The organism is Floridaenema flaviceps BLCC-F50 (genome assembly GCF_041929275.2).
GTDB classification, from domain to species: Bacteria; Cyanobacteriota; Cyanobacteriia; order Cyanobacteriales; family Aerosakkonemataceae; genus Floridanema; species Floridanema flaviceps.
Genome location: NZ_JBHFNR020000001.1, coordinates 4,076,399 through 4,098,014, shown reverse-complemented (window position 1 = coordinate 4,098,014; position 21,616 = coordinate 4,076,399). Strand labels below are relative to the sequence as shown.

Here is a 21,616-nt window from a genome sequence, read left to right as displayed (position 1 = left end):
TGGATAGGCAGTGGTGAGCTTTGTGTGGTTTTTCTGGCGCTTGGTGCGGAAGAAGCTTAAAGCACTGAGCAATCTATCTTCGTATGGCGCAAGTGCTCTTAAGTGTAATCCTTTTGGTTGTTCTGGCATATTTGTACTAAATCCTGTATTAGTTACAAGAATATGGTACTAGATTGTTAATCTAGTTATTTTGAATAATCTTACTAACAAATCTTTGGAAAACCGATCGCACAGAGGCAATTTCGCGGGCGCTAAATTCTCCCAAAATCAGCAATCCTAACGGAATTAATAATCCTAAAACCAAAAGTTTTAAAATCAGTAACCAACCCGGAGTTTCCCAAATACTTGCTAATCCATAAACCAACCCAGCGATGAGTGAACTACGTGCAAAAGAGAGGAGTGAAGGGAAAATTTTCCAGAGATGGTAGAGGGCGAAAATTGTTGCTAATGCAGCTAAACTAGACACGGTAATTGTAACAATTGCTGCTCCTAATGTGCCAAATTTGGGAATCATCCAGAGGTCAAATGCGATCGCTAATGGTACCATTGGGCCTGTGAGTGCGATCGTCCAATTTGGTTTACTTGCAGCGGTGAGAATAGCAGTTGTAATCGAAATCATTGCCATTGCTACTGCGGCAAAAATTAATATAGAAAATATCGGCGCAGCAGGTAAAAAAGTAGCACTGAAAAGTAGTTTAATAATTTCGTAAGATGCACCAGCAGCTAACCCGGCAAAAGGTATTAATAACAGCACTAAACGCATGGCATTTTTGCTTAGTTCTTGCGCTTTTTTCAATTCCTGTTCTCGCAAAAGACGAGTAAGAGTTGATAAAAGTAAAGGGACAAATGCCAGGGTAAATATCCCAGGAATTACAGAAAGATTTTGCGCTGTTCCGTAATAACCTGCATCAGCCGCAGTTCCTCCTAACAATTTCAACATGAATAAATCGAGTTTGTCATAAAGGCGTAAACTGATAGCCATCAAAAATAATGGTACTGCATAACCCCAGAGTTTCTGCATGGGGAAAGTCGATCGCTTTAACAGCGGTGGACGCACATAAAACCGACAGACGAAAAGCTCAATTAATGCTGAAATTAAACTCCCAATAATTGCTCCCCAAATTGATAAACCTGCGGCGACTAAAGCGATAGTTAATATCATTTTGGTAAGCCAACGAGTAGCAGTTGCGATCGCTCTTTCCGAGAACTTACCCAACCCAACTAATACGCTACGATGCACATAAGTAACACAAAAAATTGGTACTTCCAACATGAACAATCGCAAATAATTATTCATGCCAGGTTCACCTAAAGCCTTGGCTACAGGATCGGCAATAAACCAAAAAATAATAGCAGCAGAAACCCCCAAAAAAAGATGTAATTGCAACACCGTAGTTGCCACAGGTTGCCAATTTTCTGTTTCTCCAACAAACTTAATTGTAGTGCGTGTAAAAGCCGAAGTAATACTCCAACCAATCCAAGAAACTATACTAGTTGCTAACAGGAATAAACCGTAACTTTCTGGCCCTAATTGGCGGGTTAAAAAAGCCGCTGTTAAAAGTCCAGTAGGCAACAATAACGCCTCCGCCAGAAATACCTGAATCGTTCCCGATGCCAAACCTTTGGAGGGGTTGGGGACTGGGGATTGGGGACTGGGGACTGGGAAATTCTGTGAGTTCGTTCTTTTGGCTTTCAAAGATTTTCTCTCTTAATATTTCAGGAATGTTCCCAATAAACTTCGACTTTGCCTTCTTTGGAAAGGAAATAATTAGGTCGAAAATAACTAATTATTAATCCAATAAAGTACAGCAACAGCGAAGTTAAAGCGATGAAAATAGCGATCGGTAAATTCAACAAATATCTTGGTTGTTCGATCGCCACATCAATCAACCTTTTTGCCGCTACCATAACTTTATATAATCCCAGTGCCAAACTTATAAACAATTCTACAATTGGCTGAAAAACTGTTTTCTTTTCCGTCTGTCTTAAACGGTAAATTAACAAAGCATCATATCCATATAACAAGAATCGCCAGAAAAAGTGTGCTCCGCCATTAGGTGCAGCATGACAAGCGCGGGATTTTGGTTGTTTCCAAATAGTTTCTCCTTGCTTAATAAAAGAATTAGCGTGAATTACACAATTCCCTCGATAAATTGGCAAATCTACAGGAATCGGATATTTAGCCAGAAATGAACGACGAAAAGCCACATTATTACAGAAATAATATTGGGTTTTTTCCAGGTTGTTACTGTGGGAAAAGCGGGGGAAAATGTATGTTAGTGCGATCGCCAATCCATAAACGCCTTCAGCCGAAATTGTAGTTTCCCCTGCCACCACATTAACATTATCCTCAGCAAAAGGTGCAAGCAAATTTCGTAACCAATTTTGCTGATAAATACAATCTGAATCCGCTAAAACAATTACATCTCCAGTTGTCAAAGAAACGCCTTTCATTTTAGCAGCATAGTAATCAACATCTGCGGCAATGCGACGCATACTTAACCAGGGATATTTTTTAGTAAGTTGTTCTATCATTTCTTGTGGAACATCTCCGCTTTCCAGAATTAAAACTTCTTTAGCTAATTCAGGAGATAGGTCTTGAGAGGCGATCGAATCCAAAGAACGATATAATCCTTCTAATTCTGAACTTGCTAAGTTTTCTGTCTCAACTATTATTGAGAAGCTAGGCAATTTAGTGTTTTCCAGAACTTGTGACATATTGACTTTAAGAATGATAGTTTGAAATATTTTACTTTAAAGCTTTGGAGATTTGTATTGACCAACGATTTCAAATAGGTTTTGCGCGATCGATAATAACTCCATTTCTCGCCATCTTTGACCGACAATTTGCATCCCTATTGGCAAGTTATTTTCTGTAAATCCAATGGGAATTACTACTACTGGATGACCAGTAAAACTGAAAGGTATTGTATAAGCACCTGATGCCATCATGTAAGGAACTTTTTTGCCGTCAATTTCCACTGCATCACCTCTAGCGCAATGAGTAAATGCTGTCGTCATTGCTACCGGACATAACCAAACATCCCATTGTGCTAATTCTCGCTCCATTTGAATAATAAAATTATCTCGTTCTGTCAAAATACTAAAATACTTTTTGATATTTGGATTTAAAGAAACTGGGAAAATTGCCCCTGGAAGATCGCTGAGTTTTCGTAAATTGCGATCGCCTTGCGCTGCTTCTCGAAAAACTAAAGACAGCGACTCCTTGACATAATCCCAATCATACTTTTGCGAACACAGAGAAATATAAACCGAAAGCCCAAAATACGATCTCCAAGCTTCAACAAAATCAAATTTTGGTACTCGTTGTTCGATTTGAATTCCAGCATTTGTGAGTTTTTTAGCAACTTCCTGCATCGCTAATTTAATACTTTGCGCTACTGGGAATTGTTCTATTTGATCTGTCCAAGCAATGCGTAAATTTTGCAGAGGTTTCTGAGTTGGTGTATCTAAAGGAACTGGGGGAATATCTGGTTGATTTAGGTCAGATCCAGTAATTAAAGGAAAGGCTAATTGTAAATCCTCAATTGATCGAGCGATCGGTCCGATTGTTAACATTTGGCGAATACATTTAGGCATTCCGGGAACTTCGGGAATATGACCTATTGTAGGCACTCTGCGATCGGTTGGTTTAAGTCCAAATATGCCGCAAAAATGACTTGGTTGGCGAATAGAACCACCAATATCACTGCCAATATCAAGAGGAGAAAGGAAAGCTGAAACCGCTGCTGCACTACCTCCAGAACTCCCACCTGCTGTACGATTCAAATCCCAAGGATTATTAGTGCGAGGGAACAAATCATTAGCACTTTGAAAATCTCCTGCTAGTCTCGCCAAATTTGTTTTTCCCATAACGATCGCACCAGCAGCAATTAATCTTTGCACTGCGATCGTATTAGAAGTAGGAACATAATTTTTTAAGCCTTTGTAACCTCCGGTAGTGCGAATTCCAGCAGTTTCCAAGCAGTCTTTAATTGTGATTGGTAAACCATGTAAAACTCCCCAATTTTCACCTTTTGCTAACGCTTCATCAGCAGCTTTGGCGCGTTGACGGGCCCGTTCTGCATCAAGCGTACAAATGGCGTTAAGTTGGGAGTTGTATTTACTAATTTGTTCCAGGTAAGCATCAAGAACTTCCACAGATGAAACACTGCGTTCTCGAATTTTTTGGGCGAGTTGAGTTGCCGATAAAGATATCAGATCGTTCATTGTTCTCGGTTCCCATTTACGCCTGAAAGAGCAGAAGTGCGGGGTGCAGGAGAGAATTAAATTGTCTCCTTGTTCTCTTCCCCAGTCCCCAATTCCTACTGGATCGCAGCTGTTGGACGATCGCTATTGGAAGAACGCAATACTGATGACAATTTTGCCGCAGTTTTTTGGTCTTCCACAGTGAATTCTTCATGGTAAGAACGTTCTGTATTAACTGTCCAAAGGTCGTGATTTTCACCATACAAATTGCGTACAGCTAACATTGCTGTTAACATCGAATGATCTTGATTGTTGTAGCGGTGCATTCCGTTTCTGCCAACTGTTTGTAGGTTATCAAAAGCTTCTAAATAATCTTTAATTACCTGTAAATGTTGGCGATATTCAGCATCATACACAGGGTAAGCTTTGCGCTGACGAATTACCACCCCATCTTCTACATCTCCTGGTTTTACACCTATGCCTAGTGCGATCGCTTCTTGACTAGCAAGTTTAATTAAATCTGCATCAGACATTTCCCACAACTCTTCGCCAACACTGCAAAAATATTCCATTCCTAAACAAGTTTTGCTATGATCTGGAACCATAGCTGGACTCCAATTTTTAAAGTTTTGAATTCGTCCAACTTTGAATTCTGGACTGTGAACATAAATCCAATTATCAGGGAACAACTTTTCGCGATTAACAATCAGCGACACAATGAGAAAATCTCGATATTTGAGGCTTTGTGCTGCTTGCAAAACTTCTTTTGGTGGTAAGGGATCGAGACAACGTAGCAAGGCAGATACAGGCATAGTGGAAATAAAATGTTTGGCATTTAATTCCAAAGTGCGATCGCCCTGACGCGCAATCACTCGCTTAATTCGCATTCCCACTCTTTCAATGCGAATCACACTTGTATTTAAATGAACTGGGATGCCATGTGCTTCCAACTTTTCTTGGCAGCGTTCCCACATCATTCCCGGCCCTAAAATTGGATAATCAAATTCTTTGATTAAACTTTTGGCATTTTGAGCACCAAATAAAGCATTAATTACCGCACCTTTGAGCGACATTCCTTGAATTCTTTGCGCCGCCCAATCTGCCCGAATTTTACTACAAGGAATTCCCCAAACTTTTTCTGTATAAGTTTTAAAGAACATTCTATATAAACGTTCTCCAAAACGTTCTGTTACCCATTCTTCAAAAGTTTCTGCTTGCTTTTCAGGATTCAGCTTAACTTTGAGTCTTGCTTGCAGATAACTCATTAAAATTAAAGCACTGGGCGCAACTCCCAAATTAGATAAAGTATTGATTAAAGACAAGGGATAATTGTAGAACTTTCCCTGATAATAAATTCGTGAGAGTCGGGGAACTTTAATAAATTCTTTTCCCAAAATCTCCTGCCAAAATTGTTGAACTTCATCGACTTTGGTGAAAAATCGATGTCCACCTATATCAAAACGATAACCTTTGTAAGTTTCTGTACGGGAGATGCCACCGACTTTATTTGCTTGTTCGAGAACGATCGAGCGAGTTCCACGCTTCATCAACTCATAAGCTGCCGTCAAGCCAGCAGGCCCAGCACCAATAACTATAACATTACTATATTCCACTACTCACTCACTCCACAATTAGACTGCTTAAGACAGCGATTAAACCACAAAAAAAGAAACTTCGTAACGTTCAACAGGTAACAAGCTATTAATTTTTTCGCTGTTCCCTGCTTTTAGTTTTCCGTTTCCTCCCTCCCGATTTAATGTATTTTTAGCTTATGGTACAGGTGATAGCGAATTGTGCCAATCACAAATGCTAAACCTCCATAAAAGAAATACAACCAATGCCAGGGAATTACCCCAAATGTGAATAGTATGCCTCGTTTTTGCAGAAAAAAGCGATACAGGGGTAAATTTAGTAGCAACAAGGCAAGACTAACACCCAGACTAATTAACCACAAGATTGACCACCACCAGCCCCCAATCAGGCAAATTACCAGCAAGTAGGTCAAAATTAAGCTTACACGGCTAGAATTCTTTAAGTTGAGATCGTTGGAGAATTGTCGATCGCGCCAAAGCAACTCCGTCCAAGGAATCGCCCGATAAAAAATCTCTGCCCGGAGTAAAGAGACAACCCGCCAATCCTTCAAATGTTTTACCTGAACGGTTTTATCCAGCTTAATTTGATAACCCGCCCGTTTCAAGCGATAGCCCAACTCAATGTCTTCCACCGAGGGGTAGCGATAGCCGTCATCAAATCCCCCCACCGCCCAAAAAGCTTCCCGTCGCACTGCGCCGCAAGCACCCCAAAAGGTCGAAGCTTCCTCAGAGGAAGTTTGATGGGTGTAGTGATGAAATAGGTTTTTGTATTGGGAGAGAAAGTTAGGGCTTCCAGGGCTATCATCATAAGAGCCAATCAAGGCATCGAGATGGGGAGAATGGGAAAATGCGGTGATTAGGCGATCGATCGTCTCGACAGTCAGCGTTACATCGGCATCAATAAAAAATAAAATCTCCCCTTTTGCAACTTCCGCCCCTTTGTTTCTAGCACGGGCAGGGCCACCAGGAGAAGGAAAAGTAATTACCTGAGCACCCAACTCTGCTGCTAACTTTCCCGAATCATCACATGAGCCATCATCAATTACGATAATTTCTAATAGTTTCTCAGCTACCTTGCTCACACTTTGCAAACATTGGCGAAAGTTTTCCCCACCATTAAGCACTGGAACAATTAGAGAAATTGTGAGCGTAGATTTGGCTAACTCGCTGGTATCTGAAAAATTTTTATCACTGAACTTCTTCTCTGGAAAAGATGGCATAAATTAAGTTAAATGGCGGGTATTTGAGCGATCGGGCTTTGGGGGCAAAGTGCGATCGGATCATACGATAATTGAATCTAACCAATTTTGCAATTCTTTAAACCAAAATCAAAAACCTAAAATCGAATGACTGTATTTCCTTATGACCAATTTGCCAAAGATTATCTCAAAGAATTGTTATCACCTTTAGGAGAGGTGGAAACAAGCCGTAATATTGTCAGTGAAGTTCGAGAAATTGATGTTTGGTTTGCACCAAGGGGGCAAGTTGCATCTACCGAATTGGGATTATTAGGGCGCTTGGCGGCTACTGCGGCAATTTTTGAACCTTTCCGCAATGCTATCAATTTGGGGGATGTTCGTAGTTGTATGGGCAAATTGTTTGATGTTTTTGCTTTTTTAGAACGTCAAGCAAGACGAAATAATACCCGAATAGAGGAAACAGATTTACCTTTTCTTTGGCTAATTTCTCCTACAGCATCAGAATCTCTATTATCAGGTTTTGGCGCTACACTTGATATGAACAACTGGGTGAGCGGAGTTTATTTTCTTCACCCACATCTGAAAACGGGTGTTGTGGTAATTCACCAATTACCAGTAACTCAAGAAACACTTTGGTTACGCATTCTAGGTAAAGGGAGAGTGCAGCAACAAGCAATTGATGAATTGGCAGCACTTCCAGAAAATGACCCGTTACGGGGTGTGGTGTTGGAGTTGTTAAGTAACCTCAAGACTATATTAGAAGTAAGCCAAAATTTAGAGCCAGAGGAGCAAGATTTAATCATGCGTTTGTCACCACTTTATGAACAACGTTTGGCTGAAGCTACTCAGCAAGGTATCGAGCAAGGTATCGAGCAAGGTATTGAACGCGGTATTGAACGCGGTATTGAACGCGGTATTGAGCAAGGTGTTCGCCAAGGACAGCGAATTTTTGTGGAGAATTTGTTGAGAGCGAAATTTGGAGAGTTGGATGAAGAATTAATGGGAATTATTGAGCCTTTGTTGGCTTTACCGCCCGCAGATTCAACTGCTTTGTTGTTGCAATTGTCCCGTGAGGAATTGTTGGCAAGGTTTGATTAGTTTGTACGATCCGTCAGACAACCTTTGCGATCGTAGATAAAGGGGATAGCTAACCCAAATTTTGTATTAGATGCAAGGAGATAATATTATTTCTTGAGTAAACTGCTTGCGACAAAAGTAAATCTAATCTATATTAGGTACGTTGTTGCGCTTCAGCGCTCTTATTACCAATCTCGATGAGAGCGAAGACAGCAAAACAACATACCCATTTAATTTTCAGGGATATTAAGAAGTGTCAAACCTAGCAAGTGTTTCCGATTCTCTTTCCCAAGTAGAAAACCAGAGTCTAGGAGAAATTGACAAGCTTGATAGCCAGTTATTTGACCATTTTAAAAGTAAATTTGTAATTCAGCCCTCACTTACCCGTCCTCTAGTTAGCTTTCAGGCTAACAAAATTAGACCCATTTATCGATGGTACAAATATAAAGAAGCATTCTCAGCATCGCTTGTAGAGTATTTATTGCAAAAATATAGAATTACTCAAGGCAAGATTTTAGATCCCTTTGCAGGTAGTGGTACAGCTTTATTTGCTGCTAGTGAGTTAGGAATTAGTGCTGATGGAATTGAACTATTAGCGATCGGACAACAAATAATTACCACCAAACAGCTATTAGATACTGAATTTACCTCAGAAGATGTTGCTAGATTAAAAATTTGGTATGAGTTACAAGTTTGGCGACAATGTGAACAAAGAATAACGTTAAAAGAATTAAATATTACCAAAGGTGCTTATTCCGAAACAACTAAAGATTTGCTAGAAAGATATCTCGGAGCTTGTCAGCAAGAAAATATTAGAGTCCAAACAGTTTTGCACTTTGCTCTGCTTTGTGTCTTAGAATCTATAAGTTATACTCGCAAAGATGGACAATATCTTCGATGGGATTATCGCTCTGGGCGTGGGTTGGGCAAAAAAAGCTTTAATAAAGGTGAAATACTAGAATTTAATCAAGCTATTGCCAATAAACTTGCAGAAATCCTCAGTGATTTAGCTCCTGCTACACAACAATTAGAGCTTTTTCCTGTAAACATTAATCACGGTCAAATACATCTTTATAAAGGTTCTTGCCTTCAGGTTTTGTCACATCTACCTGAAGCCGAATATAATGCAATTATTACATCTCCACCCTATTGCAATCGATATGACTATACTCGTACTTATGCCTTAGAATTAGCCTTACTTGGAATTTCTGAAAAAGAGTTAATCAAGTTGCGCCAAGAAATGTTAAGTTGTACAGTCGAAAATAAACCCAAAGATTTATTAACAATCAATCCAGCGTGGAAAACAGCACTAAATATTGCTGATGAACAAAGTTTGTTGCAAGGGATATTGAAATATTTAGACTTTCAAAAAGAACAAGGTAACTTAAACAACAAAGGTATCCCCAGAATGGTGAGAGGATATTTCTACGAGATGGCTTGTGCGATCCAAGAATGCTTCCGAGTTCTTAAACCTGGAACACACTTATTTATGGTTAATGATAATGTGCGCTATGCAGGTGTGAGTATTTCAGTAGATATGATTCTCTCTAACTTTGCCGAAAAAATGGGTTTTACTGTTGAGAATATCCTGGTTTTACCTGGTGATAAAGGCAATAGTAGTCAGCAAATGGGAAATCACGGACGCGAACCCTTAAGAAAGTGTGTTTATGTATGGAAAAAGCCGTAATTTAAATTCTTATGTGTTCTTATCGCCAACATCTTCAATCTAGTGACGATCTGGTTACAACATATCAAGCGACTCGTGCAGGTTTTGTTGCTTTGGCGCTGGAAAAAAATCGACGTGCTACACCATATATTGCAGAAGCAAGGGTACTTCAAGAAGCAGCTTCTCAAGCTGAAAATCCTGCTGACTTGCTCAAGATTAAAGGCATCGAAATGGGTTTATTAACGGCGGCTGGTTTATCTGATAAATCTCTGAAATACCTAATGCCAGAAGATAAAATAGAAGCAATAAACGGTTTGATTAAGAATTTTCTGGAGCCAGCGGGAGCAAAATTTGTAGAAGAATTAGTTTTTAGATTTTTGCTGACTCGTGGTGATACGCTTGGTGGCTCAATGCGAAATGTTGGAGGAGCATTAGCACAGAGAAAACTAACTCGCGCCCTCTTATCCACCCTCACAATTGCTGGCGTAAGTTATCATTGGCAACATTTGAAAACGCAAAAATGGGTAGCAATGACAAATGATGATTCAGAAATTGAGTTGTCTTTACGGGGAATTAGCTGGAAAGGTGAAAGCGGAAGTCGTACATTGATTTACAACTTAACTGTTCCACTATTCAGAAGTAATGTAGATATGTGCTTGTTTAATCTTGCTCCGTTAGATTTGGTAGCTAGCAAGTTCAATGTGGTTGAGTCATATCTTGCGCTTGGTGAGCTTAAAGGTGGTATAGATCCCGCAGGTGCAGACGAGCATTGGAAAACAGCACGCGCCGCTTTAGATCGTGTACGTGAAGCATTTTCTAGAGTTGGGTATAAACCCCTTACATTCTTTATTGGTGCAGCTATTGAAAGAAGAATGGCAGGTGAAATTTGGAATCAATTGGAAAACGGTATTATTACTAACGCAGCAAATTTGAATCAGGAGAACCAAGTTGCATCTATTTCTCGCTGGTTGTGTAGTTTGTAATAATACTTTTTCTTACAGCGTAGAAATGAGCGAGTTAATATTTGTTGACGATCGCAGATTGCCTAAAATAAAGTCTTAACCAACGTAGCCAACGCAACCATACTTTTGCAGGTTCCTCAAAAAAAGTAAATATATCACCAAAAGCCTGATTAGGTTTTTGATGGTGTATCCAGTGTCTTTCAGGAGTTGTGATAAAAAATATTTGACATAAAACAGTTACTATCTTTGGAGTTGTTGCTCCTAAAATAGTAATATGCCTCCACCAAACATGAAATTGACCTAAAAGCAATCCGCAAATAACGCCAATAGGTGAGAAATACCACAGAATTACTGCTAATAATAAATAAGGTAAAGCGCCTAAAATACCATCTAAAAGAACCAAAGGATCGAATGTCAAAATAGCATAGTGGCGAAAGTTCTTTTTCCCGTGATGATGTGTTTTCAAATGCAGATTGCCAAAAATGTGTTCTGGTATGTGATAAACGAAGGTAGAAAGAAAATCACCAAAAAATAGTAATAGCAAACTTACAAAGATAGCTTCAAGCATTTTTATTTTATTCCTCAAATCAAGTTGCAAAACACCTTATTGTGAGAGCAGTAGTTAATGTAATTTGCTAGTGCTATAAGGCAGAAGATAAAGGGAGAAACAGCTTTTTTTCCTTTTACCTTCTGCCTTCTTGTACTAAACGATCGCAATTTGACCAGCCGTTAATGCAGGTGTACCGGATAAAGTAGCGATCGCGATCGCTGTTTGCGGTCCTGCACCATCAGGATCGAAGCTGAAAACACCAGTAGTTGTGTTATACAAAAGACTACCACCAGCAGTCAATCCACTTAGAAATCCAGCCGCACTCAGATAAATCCGATCGTCGCTACTGAAATCGGTAATTGTATCGCCGCCTTCATTGGGAGAGTTGTAGAAGAAAATATCTGCGCCGCCTCCACCTGCAAGGGTATCTTTACCGTTTCCACCTTCTATAAAATTGGCGTTGCTATTACCTGTCAACTTATCGTTAAAAGCAGTCCCAGTAATATTATTAACATTGCTGACATTACTTTGTTCGGTGCTATTAGTAACGATGCCCAAAAGTGGTTTCAAGTTGGAATTGTTGGAGGTTAAAAGACCAGTTTTGGTATCCAAAGTTGCGCCACCGATGCCGAAATCGTTGTCATTTATGACGGCGATCGTATTACCATCAATTAAAGTCAAACCTTCTACCTTGGCATCAGCACTAGGATCGTAACCAGCGGCTATTAAATCAACATACAATTGTTTGCTAACTGGTTTAATCCCTGCTGCGGTTAACTCATCAAGAGTTGCAGTTTCAATTGTTTTACCCACAGGTAATTTAGTCAAGTCTGCATTACTTAAATTTGTCGCCCCACTCAAGTCGATTTGGTAAACTTTCTTGAAAGCTCTTGCGCCTGAATTATCATCCCGTTCAACTACTAAGAATTTGCCATTACTTAGAGATACAGCATCGCCAATCTTATCACTACTTAGACTTTCAATCCGATAGAGATATTCGGCTGTTGTAGTCTTAGTATTAGGATCGAATTCCAAAATTCTCAAGTTTAAAGAATTGCGAGAATTACTGTCATTTGCTACATCAGGATTATCGATGCCACTTTGGATAAAAGCGTAGACTTTGCCATTTTGGTAAGCAACGGCTTCAAAGCCTCGATTGTTGCGACGTTGAGCGTAAATACTTGGTAATGCTTCGACACCTGTTACTACTCCAGAAGCATTAGCACCTCTGGGTACATAACGTTCAATTAACTTGCCATTGCTATCGAAATGTAAAATAGAAGGACGGTATTCTTCCACCATCCAATAAGTGCCATCATCAGCGCGAGTAATCCCTTCCAAATCAACACCAAATGGGTCGCGATCGAGAGTTTTTCCAAACACATCTACAGGGACTTCATCGCTGTTAGCCAGTCCACTTGTACCTCGTAAATTAGGCAATCCTGTGAGAGGTTTACCATCTTTATTAGTCAGACCTACTCGCTGTAAATTGGTGATATTTCCTGTGTTTGGATTTACCTCAAATCGTACCCAACTGGGTTGAAAACTGGGGATGGGGAAAGGACGAGAAGTAACGCCGTTAACATCTGTTGGTTCAGCATTGGGGCCGCGATCGGTATGGGTGATAAACTTTAAGTTACCGTTAGCAGCTTTTCCTTCATAAGTTAATCCAGAAAATCCACCTAAATTAATAGTTTGACCTGCTGCTGTTTGTGCCAAAGCAGGCAAATTATCAAAAGAAATAGTTGTAGTTTGATTTGGTTTGGCAATCCCTGTTGCTAAGTTAACATCTACCCCTCTGGGATTTCCGCTGTAGTCAACTGTGTCAGAATTACGACCTTCTTTGTAACCGGAACTTAGATAATATTGAAAGCTGCTTTTGTATTTACCTTGGGCGATCGCAAATGCAATATCTGGATTTTCCCCTAAGTAAGCATTGCCATTAAATTTAGCACTAGGAATCCGACCTTCATTCAATCCGTACTTAATAAAATGATCTAACGGACTGCTAATTTTTCCTTGGGAAACCGCATCTGTCACATCCTGATAAAGCTGACGATAAAAGCCAGGATTGAAGTTACTTAAAATGGTATTGAATTGAGTTAATTGTTCCCGTCCTTCTGATAGCCCATATAGCATCAAATGTTGCATTCCGCTTCGCAAAGAACCTTGTCTTACTGCTTGAGCAACATCGGGATTAGATGTTAGATAAAAATCGTTAAATGTTGCATAATTGGCACTAGGAGCGCGTCCTTCTGCTAAACCCGTTTTGATGTAATGTTCGATCGCGCTTTTGTATCTCCCCGCCTTAACCGCCGCATCCACATCCGAATTGTTGCCCAAATAATAACTATCATCAAAAAACTGTCGAAACTGGTTACTAATATTGCGCTGTTCCTTGTAGCCAAGGCGAAAAAAGTGCTCGAATCCACTTTTAAATTGACCGTTAGTAACTGCCTGTGCAACGTCGGGATTTTCTGATAGATAGCCCAAGGCAAATAAGGAATTGGGATTGCGTCCTTCGTCCATACCATATTGTGCAAAATGATCGTAGGCGCTTTTGATGGAACCTTTGGCTACTGCATCAGCAACATCTGAATAAGTTGCTAGATAATATTTGGCATCAAATAGTCCTTGAAATGAGCGATCGGTACTTGTACCTTGTTGTACTGCACCAACTCCAACTCGCGGATCTACATTCAGCGGCTTATCTAATTTCAGCAACAAAATTTCGTTTTGATCTGGCCCTGGCGGACGACCAGTACCACTCCTGTAATTATTGTCATTGGCGACTAAAATTGTATTACTGTCAATTACCAAAACATCTTCAATGGTGACAAAAGGAAAGCGAAAAACTCTACTACCATCACCATTTAAATCATTCGGATCTTGGATGTTCAACAAATCGGCTACTTCTTCTTTTGCGACATAGCCATTAGCATCTTTTTTCGACAGATCGATTTTATAAATTTTCTTGAGTCGCGCTGCGTCTCCTTGATTTTGATCGCGTTCAATGACGAGGTATTCGTTTTCATTAATAACTGTAAAATCCCCGATCGAATTACCTGCCGCTTCCATACGATAGAATCCGACAGTTCCTCGGAATTGATTCTTCTCTAAATCAAAGGAATTAATCCGTAGAGCATCTTGTGGATCGCCAGTTACCGGGCCTTCTAAAAGCGCGTATAATTTAGTTTTCTGGGGATTGATTGCTAATCCTTCGTAACCTCTGGAACGTCCGAGATTAGCTGTTGCTTTACCGGATAATACATCAGGATTGTCAGGCGATCGCACTACATCTTTCACCAACAAATCCTGGCGTTCGTTAACCGCAGTATTGGAAAAATCGCTAAATAATCCATCTACACCTAGCTTGTAAAACTGGTCGTATTCTGCATCTGGATCGCCATTATAATCAGTGGCTAAATAAGTAGGTTCATTGCGGAAAGTGTAAGGGTGAACAAGTAAACCTGCCGCATGAGCATCTTGCACTAAAGTAGTAGGCGGCAGCGTTTTGTTGTTAGCATCAACAGAGACGATCATCCGCTTCCAAGGGCCAATTCCATCAGCATAAGTGGCAATTTCAGCTAATCCTTGCGGAGTTCTTAAATCTCCATAAGTGCGAGGGTCGCCACTCACTACAAAATCGTAAGGTTTGGTTTCAATTAATTTACCATCAGGCCCGACATCTACGGCATCAAGTAACTGAACTAAAGGTACATCAGTTTTGGTATTTAAATATTTCAGGTTGGCAACTTCAAACGACTGGATATATACAGGTGCTTCAGGCCCGATGTAACCATTTTTGTTAAGAACATCTACTAAGCGGTCTTCTAAAGGCAACCCAATAGATTGAAAATAAGTTGGGTGTTTTGTTTCTGGATAAATACCGATCGTTCTGCCAGTTTCTGCACTTTTGCGTTTAGCTAAATCAATTACTTCTTGCAATGTGGGAATTTCAAATTGCCCGTTAAAACTTTGATCGCGAAAAGATAAACGCTCTTTCGCTCGTAAAGTCTTCAATTCTGCTAGGGTGAAATCTTCAGTAAACCAACCTGTAATTGATTGACCATCTACTACTTTTGTGGTTTTGCGATCGGCAAATTCTGGACGGTTCGCAACATCCGTAGTCCCAGTAATATCATTTTCATGGCGGGCAACTAAAACACCATCTTTGGTAGAAACCAAATCCGGTTCAATATAGTCAGCCCCCATATCAATAGCTAACTCATAAGAAGCTAAAGTATGCTCTGGTCGATAACCGCTAGCGCCTCGGTGTCCAATGACAATTGGTATTTCCCCAGTTAAAGTATTGACCTGTTCAAATTTTGGCGTAGCAATGGGTGCTTCTAATAGTTTGCCAGTGCGATCGAAGTGCAACAAATAAGGCCCTAATTCATCTCCGATCCAAATCGTGCCATCTTTGTCAAAAACAAAAGATTCAATATCAAAATCAGCACCTGTTAATAACCTTTGTGATGTTCCTTCATTCACGATTTGGAAGGGAATTTTTTTATCAGGATCGGAGAGAGAAATAAACTCATCAATCTTGACTTTTCCATCACCATTTCCCACACCCTTAAAACCAGGAGAAACGCGATAAATTCGTAACAGAAAATCAGGACTATTTGCCTTAGCTCCAAAACCATTATCTGGCATAAACCAGTAGGAATCTTTATCAGCAAATTGCACTCCACTAAATCCCTGAACTGGTTGTGCGGGGAAGGGACCACCTAAACCGGATGCTTGCGATCCTGATGGTGGGCCACCAGCAAATGTATCGGCGGGTAAAAGTGCAAATCCTTTCAGTTCTGTCATAGTTTTTGGTTGAAGATTAATTGGGTTTCCTTGTACTGTTTCAGCAGAAGTTACACCCAACAAATTATTAATTGTGGGTGCAACATCAATATTGCGAACCTGTGACAAATTTAATTTGCCAACATCTGGCCCTGCTGCATAAAAAATTGCCTTCATTTCATTGAGCGTCGGGTCATAACCATGAGCACCATAAAAGTTAGGAACCGAGAAAATCGGGCTATTTGTAGCAGGATCATCTTTACGTTGCACTACCGGAGTTTGAGTGCCGTCAAAGTTATATCCTAATTTTAGGAGTGCAAAAACATCGCCACTATCCTGACCAATAAATTCATTATTTGCCTTAATAATGTCTGCGCTTGTAGGATTAGCGGGGACGGGGCGATCGTAAATTTTGTCAAAAACTGGTGTTCCGCCTTGTGCGTAATTTGGATTACTATCTACAACGTTTTTCAGCGTATCGATAACTTGGCGTTGCAACTGCACATATTCAGTTGGGGTGACAGTTCCGTTAGGTTCTCGTCCTTGCAAATTAATGTAAATATTAACTGCTGGCCCACTACTAATTGCCCGGACTTTGTTCGTATCAAAGCCAGCATTTCTCAAGATGTTGTTAATACTAACTGCGGTGTGAAATGGTGCAAAACCGTGATCGGAAACGACCATAATATTGCTGTTAGGAATACCAGTGCTATCAGTTCCCACAGTGTCAATAATTTTTTGTACGGCATCATTAGCTGCTTTGTAAGCAGTTTGCACGTATCTTTGGTAACGAGCAATTTTTTGGGGGTCTTGACCGGAACCAATAGAATTAGGATTAGTAAAATCAGTTGGTTGGCGAGGATCGGTGAGGAGAAATTGATGTTCGGAACCGTCTGGTTGTTCAAAATAAGTCATTACCAAATCGGCGTTCGGATTTTGTTGAATGGCTCGCAAAGCTAACCGAGTTTGATAATCTACGAAGGTACGCACTTGATCTGCGTAAATAACTTCGAGTTCGGCATCAGGAAATTGCTCGAAACCTGGACTTAACCGTTCAGGAATGCGAAAATCTGCTTGGGGTAGCCAGAAGCCAATGTTGTTATTAATATCATCAACATTGGCTAGTACAGCAGGGTTATTGGTGGGGCGAGGAATGAAGTTTGCTGAGTAACGAGCGACTCTAACTGAGGAAAGGTCGGGAGCTAAATTACTGACGTAAAATGAAGTGCCGACTTTGTTAGAAGTTCCTTCTAAATAAAATAGTTTTGAGGTATTTTCACTAGCTTTGATGTAGGCTGGGCCTGTGGAAGGGAGGTTAAAAGGGCCGGATTTAATGCCTTGAGTAGCATCAAAAATTGCTAGGGTATCGTAATTAGTTTGGTTATCGTTGGTGGTATCTAAAGCTGCTATTTGAAGATCGAAGTTAATGCCGCCAACTGTAAATTTTTCTAATGATGTTTTAGTTTGCAGAATCGGGCTAAAAGATGTTTTACCTGCGGCATTTAATTGAGTAATTGTTTGTTGAGGAGCAGCAACAAAGTCATTTTTAGTGAGGCTAAATCCTCTGGCTGCTACACCTCCAAAAGCTCCGAAAGGTACGGTGTAATCTACTGTTCTGACATCTTTGGATTGGACGATCGCACTGTTAGGATCGCTAGCATTAATCCGAACATCAATTCCATCTCCACCAGGAAAGGTAGCAGTGACAACTTTTTTCCCCGCAGCACGCAAATCTACCCATAATGGTTCAGCTGTGGGGTTGTCACTTTCGCTAGCACCATCAATACTGATGTTATAACCGCCGATCGGTGCGGCAAAACCGCTGACATTTTGGTTGAAGGGACTGGCGACTAAGTGAAAAGTGTTGGCGTTAATGTCGTTTTTGGCGGCTGTGGAACCTGTGGCGATCGCAATGTGACTAGGAGCAGTTAGCGATGGTGTAATTGTCTCATTTGCCGCTGCTACTCCTTTACTTTTGAGTAAACCCAAACCTTTGTTAGCTTCCAGTACGCCGCTGTCGAGGTACGAATTAACTATCGATGCTGTTGCACCGTCGAGTGAAATCAAAATCACTTTAGGACTCATAACCGTTACCTCTTTCCTTTCGCGGCGTTTACTGTCCGCATCTCTATAAAGTCTTTTATTTATTAGCAGGCTTAAATTTAGCTGTTAAAGGTTAAAAAGCACATACATTTTGTTAAAGATACGGTTAAGAGATAATTTTTTCTTTTTTCCTGTTTCACATATCTTGTTTAAGTTAAGTTCCGGTTAAAATTAGATTAAAAATTGACTTATTTAAGATTAATTAAAAGCACAAATATATTGATTTTTCTCATCCTTACCATAGACTTAAACACAATTTTAAATTATCAACAAGTTGGGCAAAGAATGTATTTTGATGCTGCTGGTTTTCCAGGTCGTACTATAGGGTTATAAGCTGAATCTAGATCCCCGACTTCTTCAAGAAGTCGGGGATCTGGGTTATAAGCTGGATCTAGATCCCCGACTTCTTCAAGAAGTCGGGGATCTGGGTTTGAGGGTTAAATTCCGATCGCAATAGCATACAAAACACTACCCTCAGTCCCTAAAAATGCTTGCACTTCATCATCAAAGAAGGCACCAATCCCGCTACAATTTAATCCTTCATAAATTGCTCTGAGATAAACTCTTTGTCCCAGTAATCCAGCAAGTTGCAAGGCTGTGCGATAATTTTGGCAGTCACCGACAAAAAAGAATAAAACTGCACTATCTCTTCCGATCGCTTGATTAACACAAAGATAACCCATCTTATCTCTAAAACTACCGACTTTCAAGCATTTTTCTTTGTAATAAAGTCCAGGTTCTATTCCTGCTACATCTTGGATAATGGCGTAAATTTCGATCGCTTCGTCACTCAGAGTAGCGATTGGTTGCAGTAACGATTCCCAAACTGCCAAAAATGCTTCTTGGGTAATTTGTGCTTGGTGAAAACGTCTTGCAGAACGGCGTTTTTGGATTGATTCGAGATAGTTTGCTTTATTAACAGAAAACTGGGGTTGGATAATTTCCTGCGTGCGTTTTGTTGGGGAAAGGGTATGTTTGTAACCTGCTTCAACAAAGTGATTTGGTTCAAAATAATCAGTACCGGAAACGAAGGGAATTGGCGATCGCAATCTCCGCACTGTTTTTTCTTTCACTTCTCCGACAACAATAGCAGTTGTCACAAATTCCTTATTTTCTAATCCTAAATCATCATTGAGCGCTAACTGATCGAAATCGAATACAATTTGGGTTTGTAGATCGTGCGTGTAAGCAGAAGCTTCGATCGCGCCTAGATGATGACCGCCATCCAAAAAACAATAACGTAAACTGCGATTTTTGTATTTCCAACTGGAACGGAAATACACACAACTAATCAAGAAAATATAACCTTTAACCAGGCGATTGTCAAATAAATAACCTTCCAATCCATCATCAATTAATTCATAAATTAAAGTCAGCGATTGGGTTTCCACTTCCAGATGATAAATCCCCTCAATAATCCCCTTAATCCCGCGAATTTGCACGTAAATTTCCGTAGGATAAAGCGCACCCGCAGAGGGATTTATCCGCAACGAATAGCTACCCTCTCGATACATTTTTTGCGAACTAATCGCACTGGTAAAATGTAAAAATGAATGACTGGGATTTTCCAGATTTAAGGGAAACCTGCGAAAGAATTTAGGATAACGTTTGAATGCAGCGGGTTGCGTGGAAGAATCGACATAATTGGGATCGATTTGCACCGATAGAAATGAGAGTTTTGTCGCTTCGTGGTATTGATTTTTGGCAATCTTAGGCAGCATTTTTCAAAATCCTTAAAATTTGCATATTCGCTGCAAAGTCGATCGCCAAAAAATCATCCAAATTTTTCAACTGAGAATTTGCACCTGCTGCTAAAAGCGCATTCACAATTTCCGTTTTACCTGCGGAAGCTGCATACATTAATACTGTTGCACCGTTATCATTTTGGTTATTGATATCAATCTTTGCTTCCACAAGTAAATTCATTAAATCCAAGCGATCGCGAAAACAAGCAAACCATAAAGCATTGTTGCCGTCATTATTTCTAATGTTAACATTTGCTCCGGCATCAATTAGCGATCGCACAACATTTACCTCACCTAATTGAGTTGCTTTCATCAAAGCTGTATCGCCATTACTTCCCCGTTGGTCTATATTTTCTGGCTCAAATTCGTTAGCTAATAACCATTGATTCATGTCTACTAATGAAACTGCTACCACCATTTTTTCCTCCTTGTTCAAATCTTAAAGATACTCGTCTAACTCTACTTCCAAAATGCAATCAGAAGTTGGTTTAGCAACACAAGTCAACACATATCCATCAGCAATTTGTTTCTCGCTTAAGAAAATTTGTTCTTCTTGCTCCACTGTTCCCGACACAATTTTTCCTTGACACATTGCACAAGCACCGACTACACATTCAAAAGGAATTTTGATGCCATATTCAGCAGCTTGATCGAGAATAGATTCAGTCTCAGGTACATCAATTGTTTGCGAAAAACCTCGGCTTTTGTTAATTAAAGTCACCTTGTAACTTGTCATAGTTTCCCCTTGCAAATTGATTACTCATCTAGCCAAATTTAACTGAGGATTAAGAGCCAGATTAACTAACGTTTTGGTTACATCTAATGGTAAATTAGGTTCAGTCCAGGTAACAGTCCAGCGATCGCCAGATCCCATAAACTGCATATCATTATCTACACCAGGACGACCCAAAATATCAATCATTAATCTTGCCAAAACACATTGACTATTTACAGAACTGAGCGATACGATCGTCATTACTGTATCCGTATCTTCGAGCAGTTCTTGGTCGATAAACTCAATATTCATCAGTCTCTCCATCTCACTACAAAAAGATAATTTCAGTTATCTTCTAACACCTGCAAACCGATTATTTAGCTGAGTAGCTTCATCCCAGGAAGGCGATCGATAATCTTCATTAACTGCGCGATCGACATACCCCACTAAATCAGGTAACTCTTCACCCCTAATCTCTCCATTAACAAACATTTTCAGTTTTTCTTCCCAACCTGTTGGGTATTCTCTGATTATGGGATGCTTCACAAAAATTGGTTGATATTCAGGTTTGTCAATATCGACAATAATATCTAGATAAAGAACTGCCAAAGGACGGACAAAAATTCCGGTAGCAGCAATCTCAAAATCAGCATCAATTTCCTTTTGTTTTAGCACCACCACAAAATGTCCAAATGGGGGAATTTTATAAGGTAATTGACTTCTATTTTCTACAGGTTTTACCTCAACGTTATAACCCCTAGTTAACCCATCTGCCAAAGTCATGCCATCATAAAGTTGATCGGGATGGGGTACATAAATTGTAAATTGATGCAAATCTAACCAGGGATTTTGCGAAGGTTCATCACTTTCATCTTTCCAAGCATTGTAGCGCTTTCGCATCTCCTGACCAACATAACTTTCCTGATTACAAATATTGATCAACGAGATATTGAGAACCTGCTGATCGAACTGAGTAGCCCCTAAAATTTTTATCATTGGAC

The 21,616-nt window shown here is 40.0% G+C and carries 15 protein-coding genes; 3 read left to right on the top strand and 12 right to left on the bottom strand.

Going from position 1 to position 21,616, the window contains the following annotated elements; all coding sequences use genetic code 11:
- Positions 1–181 precede the first annotated feature (181 nt).
- From ACE1CI_RS19655 to ACE1CI_RS19635, 5 genes are all read right to left on the bottom strand, one after another.
- A complete protein-coding gene (locus ACE1CI_RS19655) occupies positions 182–1,696 on the bottom strand; it encodes a lipopolysaccharide biosynthesis protein (protein ID WP_413262044.1) in 1,515 nt (504 codons plus the stop codon).
- Between the two features lie 20 nt (positions 1,697–1,716).
- Positions 1,717–2,718 carry a glycosyltransferase family 2 protein gene (locus tag ACE1CI_RS19650; protein ID WP_413262043.1) on the bottom strand — a complete coding sequence of 334 codons (1,002 nt, stop codon included), beginning with the start codon at positions 2,716–2,718 and terminating at the stop codon, positions 1,717–1,719.
- A 36-nt stretch (positions 2,719–2,754) separates the two neighbouring features.
- On the bottom strand, positions 2,755–4,230 hold the full coding sequence (locus ACE1CI_RS19645; protein WP_413262042.1) for an amidase: 1,476 nt from the start codon (positions 4,228–4,230) through the stop codon (positions 2,755–2,757).
- A 95-nt stretch (positions 4,231–4,325) separates the two neighbouring features.
- Complete coding sequence (locus tag ACE1CI_RS19640; protein WP_413262041.1) at positions 4,326–5,822, bottom strand: NAD(P)/FAD-dependent oxidoreductase; 1,497 nt, start codon at positions 5,820–5,822, stop codon at positions 4,326–4,328.
- Positions 5,823–5,962: 140 nt separating this feature from the next.
- Entirely contained in the window at positions 5,963–7,021 is a 1,059-nt protein-coding gene (locus tag ACE1CI_RS19635; protein ID WP_413262040.1) for a glycosyltransferase family 2 protein, read from the bottom strand.
- 126 nt (positions 7,022–7,147) lie between these two features.
- Between ACE1CI_RS19635 and ACE1CI_RS19630 the strand changes: the two genes are divergently transcribed.
- From ACE1CI_RS19630 to ACE1CI_RS19620, 3 genes are all read left to right on the top strand, one after another.
- The gene (locus tag ACE1CI_RS19630; RefSeq protein WP_496615592.1) at positions 7,148–8,098 is read left to right on the top strand and encodes a FliH/SctL family protein; all 951 of its coding nucleotides are present in this window, start codon (positions 7,148–7,150) and stop codon (positions 8,096–8,098) included.
- A 232-nt stretch (positions 8,099–8,330) separates the two neighbouring features.
- Positions 8,331–9,764, top strand: a complete 1,434-nt coding sequence (locus tag ACE1CI_RS19625; protein WP_413262038.1) for a DNA methyltransferase — start codon at positions 8,331–8,333, stop codon at positions 9,762–9,764.
- 11 nt (positions 9,765–9,775) lie between these two features.
- Complete coding sequence (locus ACE1CI_RS19620) at positions 9,776–10,726, top strand: type II restriction endonuclease (RefSeq protein ID WP_413262037.1); 951 nt, start codon at positions 9,776–9,778, stop codon at positions 10,724–10,726.
- Positions 10,727–10,760: 34 nt separating this feature from the next.
- On the opposite strand, the gene ACE1CI_RS19615 is transcribed toward ACE1CI_RS19620, so the two are convergent.
- From ACE1CI_RS19615 to ACE1CI_RS19585, 7 genes are all read right to left on the bottom strand, one after another.
- A complete protein-coding gene (locus ACE1CI_RS19615; protein WP_413262036.1) occupies positions 10,761–11,273 on the bottom strand; it encodes a sterol desaturase in 513 nt (170 codons plus the stop codon).
- 135 nt (positions 11,274–11,408) lie between these two features.
- Positions 11,409–18,137 (bottom strand): esterase-like activity of phytase family protein, encoded by a 6,729-nt coding sequence (locus ACE1CI_RS19610; protein WP_413262035.1) that lies wholly within the window; start codon positions 18,135–18,137, stop codon positions 11,409–11,411.
- Positions 18,138–18,592: 455 nt separating this feature from the next.
- On the bottom strand, positions 18,593–19,876 hold the full coding sequence (locus ACE1CI_RS19605; protein WP_413262034.1) for a SagB family peptide dehydrogenase: 1,284 nt from the start codon (positions 19,874–19,876) through the stop codon (positions 18,593–18,595).
- Positions 19,866–20,318 (bottom strand): ankyrin repeat domain-containing protein, encoded by a 453-nt coding sequence (locus ACE1CI_RS19600; protein ID WP_413262033.1) that lies wholly within the window; start codon positions 20,316–20,318, stop codon positions 19,866–19,868. The genes ACE1CI_RS19605 and ACE1CI_RS19600 overlap by 11 nt, the downstream gene beginning before the upstream one ends.
- A 21-nt stretch (positions 20,319–20,339) precedes the next feature.
- Entirely contained in the window at positions 20,340–20,636 is a 297-nt protein-coding gene (locus ACE1CI_RS19595) for a 2Fe-2S iron-sulfur cluster-binding protein (RefSeq protein ID WP_413262032.1), read from the bottom strand.
- Between the two features lie 24 nt (positions 20,637–20,660).
- Positions 20,661–20,927 (bottom strand): hypothetical protein, encoded by a 267-nt coding sequence (locus ACE1CI_RS19590; protein WP_413262031.1) that lies wholly within the window; start codon positions 20,925–20,927, stop codon positions 20,661–20,663.
- A 36-nt stretch (positions 20,928–20,963) separates the two neighbouring features.
- Positions 20,964–21,611 carry a hypothetical protein gene (locus ACE1CI_RS19585; RefSeq protein ID WP_413262030.1) on the bottom strand — a complete coding sequence of 216 codons (648 nt, stop codon included), beginning with the start codon at positions 21,609–21,611 and terminating at the stop codon, positions 20,964–20,966.
- Positions 21,612–21,616 lie beyond the last annotated feature (5 nt).

Excerpts from the sequence above, each read along its gene's own strand:
- ACE1CI_RS19585 (WP_413262030.1), bottom strand. The coding sequence starts at position 21,611 with ATGATAAAAATTTTAGGGGCTACTCAGTTCGATCAGCAGGTTCTCAAT.
- ACE1CI_RS19635 (WP_413262040.1), bottom strand. The coding sequence starts at position 7,021 with ATGCCATCTTTTCCAGAGAAGAAGTTCAGTGATAAAAATTTTTCAGAT.
- ACE1CI_RS19605 (WP_413262034.1), bottom strand. The coding sequence starts at position 19,876 with ATGCTGCCTAAGATTGCCAAAAATCAATACCACGAAGCGACAAAACTC.
- ACE1CI_RS19650 (WP_413262043.1), bottom strand. The coding sequence starts at position 2,718 with ATGTCACAAGTTCTGGAAAACACTAAATTGCCTAGCTTCTCAATAATA.
- ACE1CI_RS19600 (WP_413262033.1), bottom strand. The coding sequence starts at position 20,318 with ATGGTGGTAGCAGTTTCATTAGTAGACATGAATCAATGGTTATTAGCT.
- ACE1CI_RS19615 (WP_413262036.1), bottom strand. The coding sequence starts at position 11,273 with ATGCTTGAAGCTATCTTTGTAAGTTTGCTATTACTATTTTTTGGTGAT.
- ACE1CI_RS19590 (WP_413262031.1), bottom strand. The coding sequence starts at position 20,927 with ATGAATATTGAGTTTATCGACCAAGAACTGCTCGAAGATACGGATACA.
- ACE1CI_RS19630 (WP_496615592.1), top strand. The coding sequence starts at position 7,148 with ATGACTGTATTTCCTTATGACCAATTTGCCAAAGATTATCTCAAAGAA.
- ACE1CI_RS19645 (WP_413262042.1), bottom strand. The coding sequence starts at position 4,230 with ATGAACGATCTGATATCTTTATCGGCAACTCAACTCGCCCAAAAAATT.
- ACE1CI_RS19610 (WP_413262035.1), bottom strand. The coding sequence starts at position 18,137 with ATGAGTCCTAAAGTGATTTTGATTTCACTCGACGGTGCAACAGCATCG.
- ACE1CI_RS19620 (WP_413262037.1), top strand. The coding sequence starts at position 9,776 with ATGTGTTCTTATCGCCAACATCTTCAATCTAGTGACGATCTGGTTACA.
- ACE1CI_RS19595 (WP_413262032.1), bottom strand. The coding sequence starts at position 20,636 with ATGACAAGTTACAAGGTGACTTTAATTAACAAAAGCCGAGGTTTTTCG.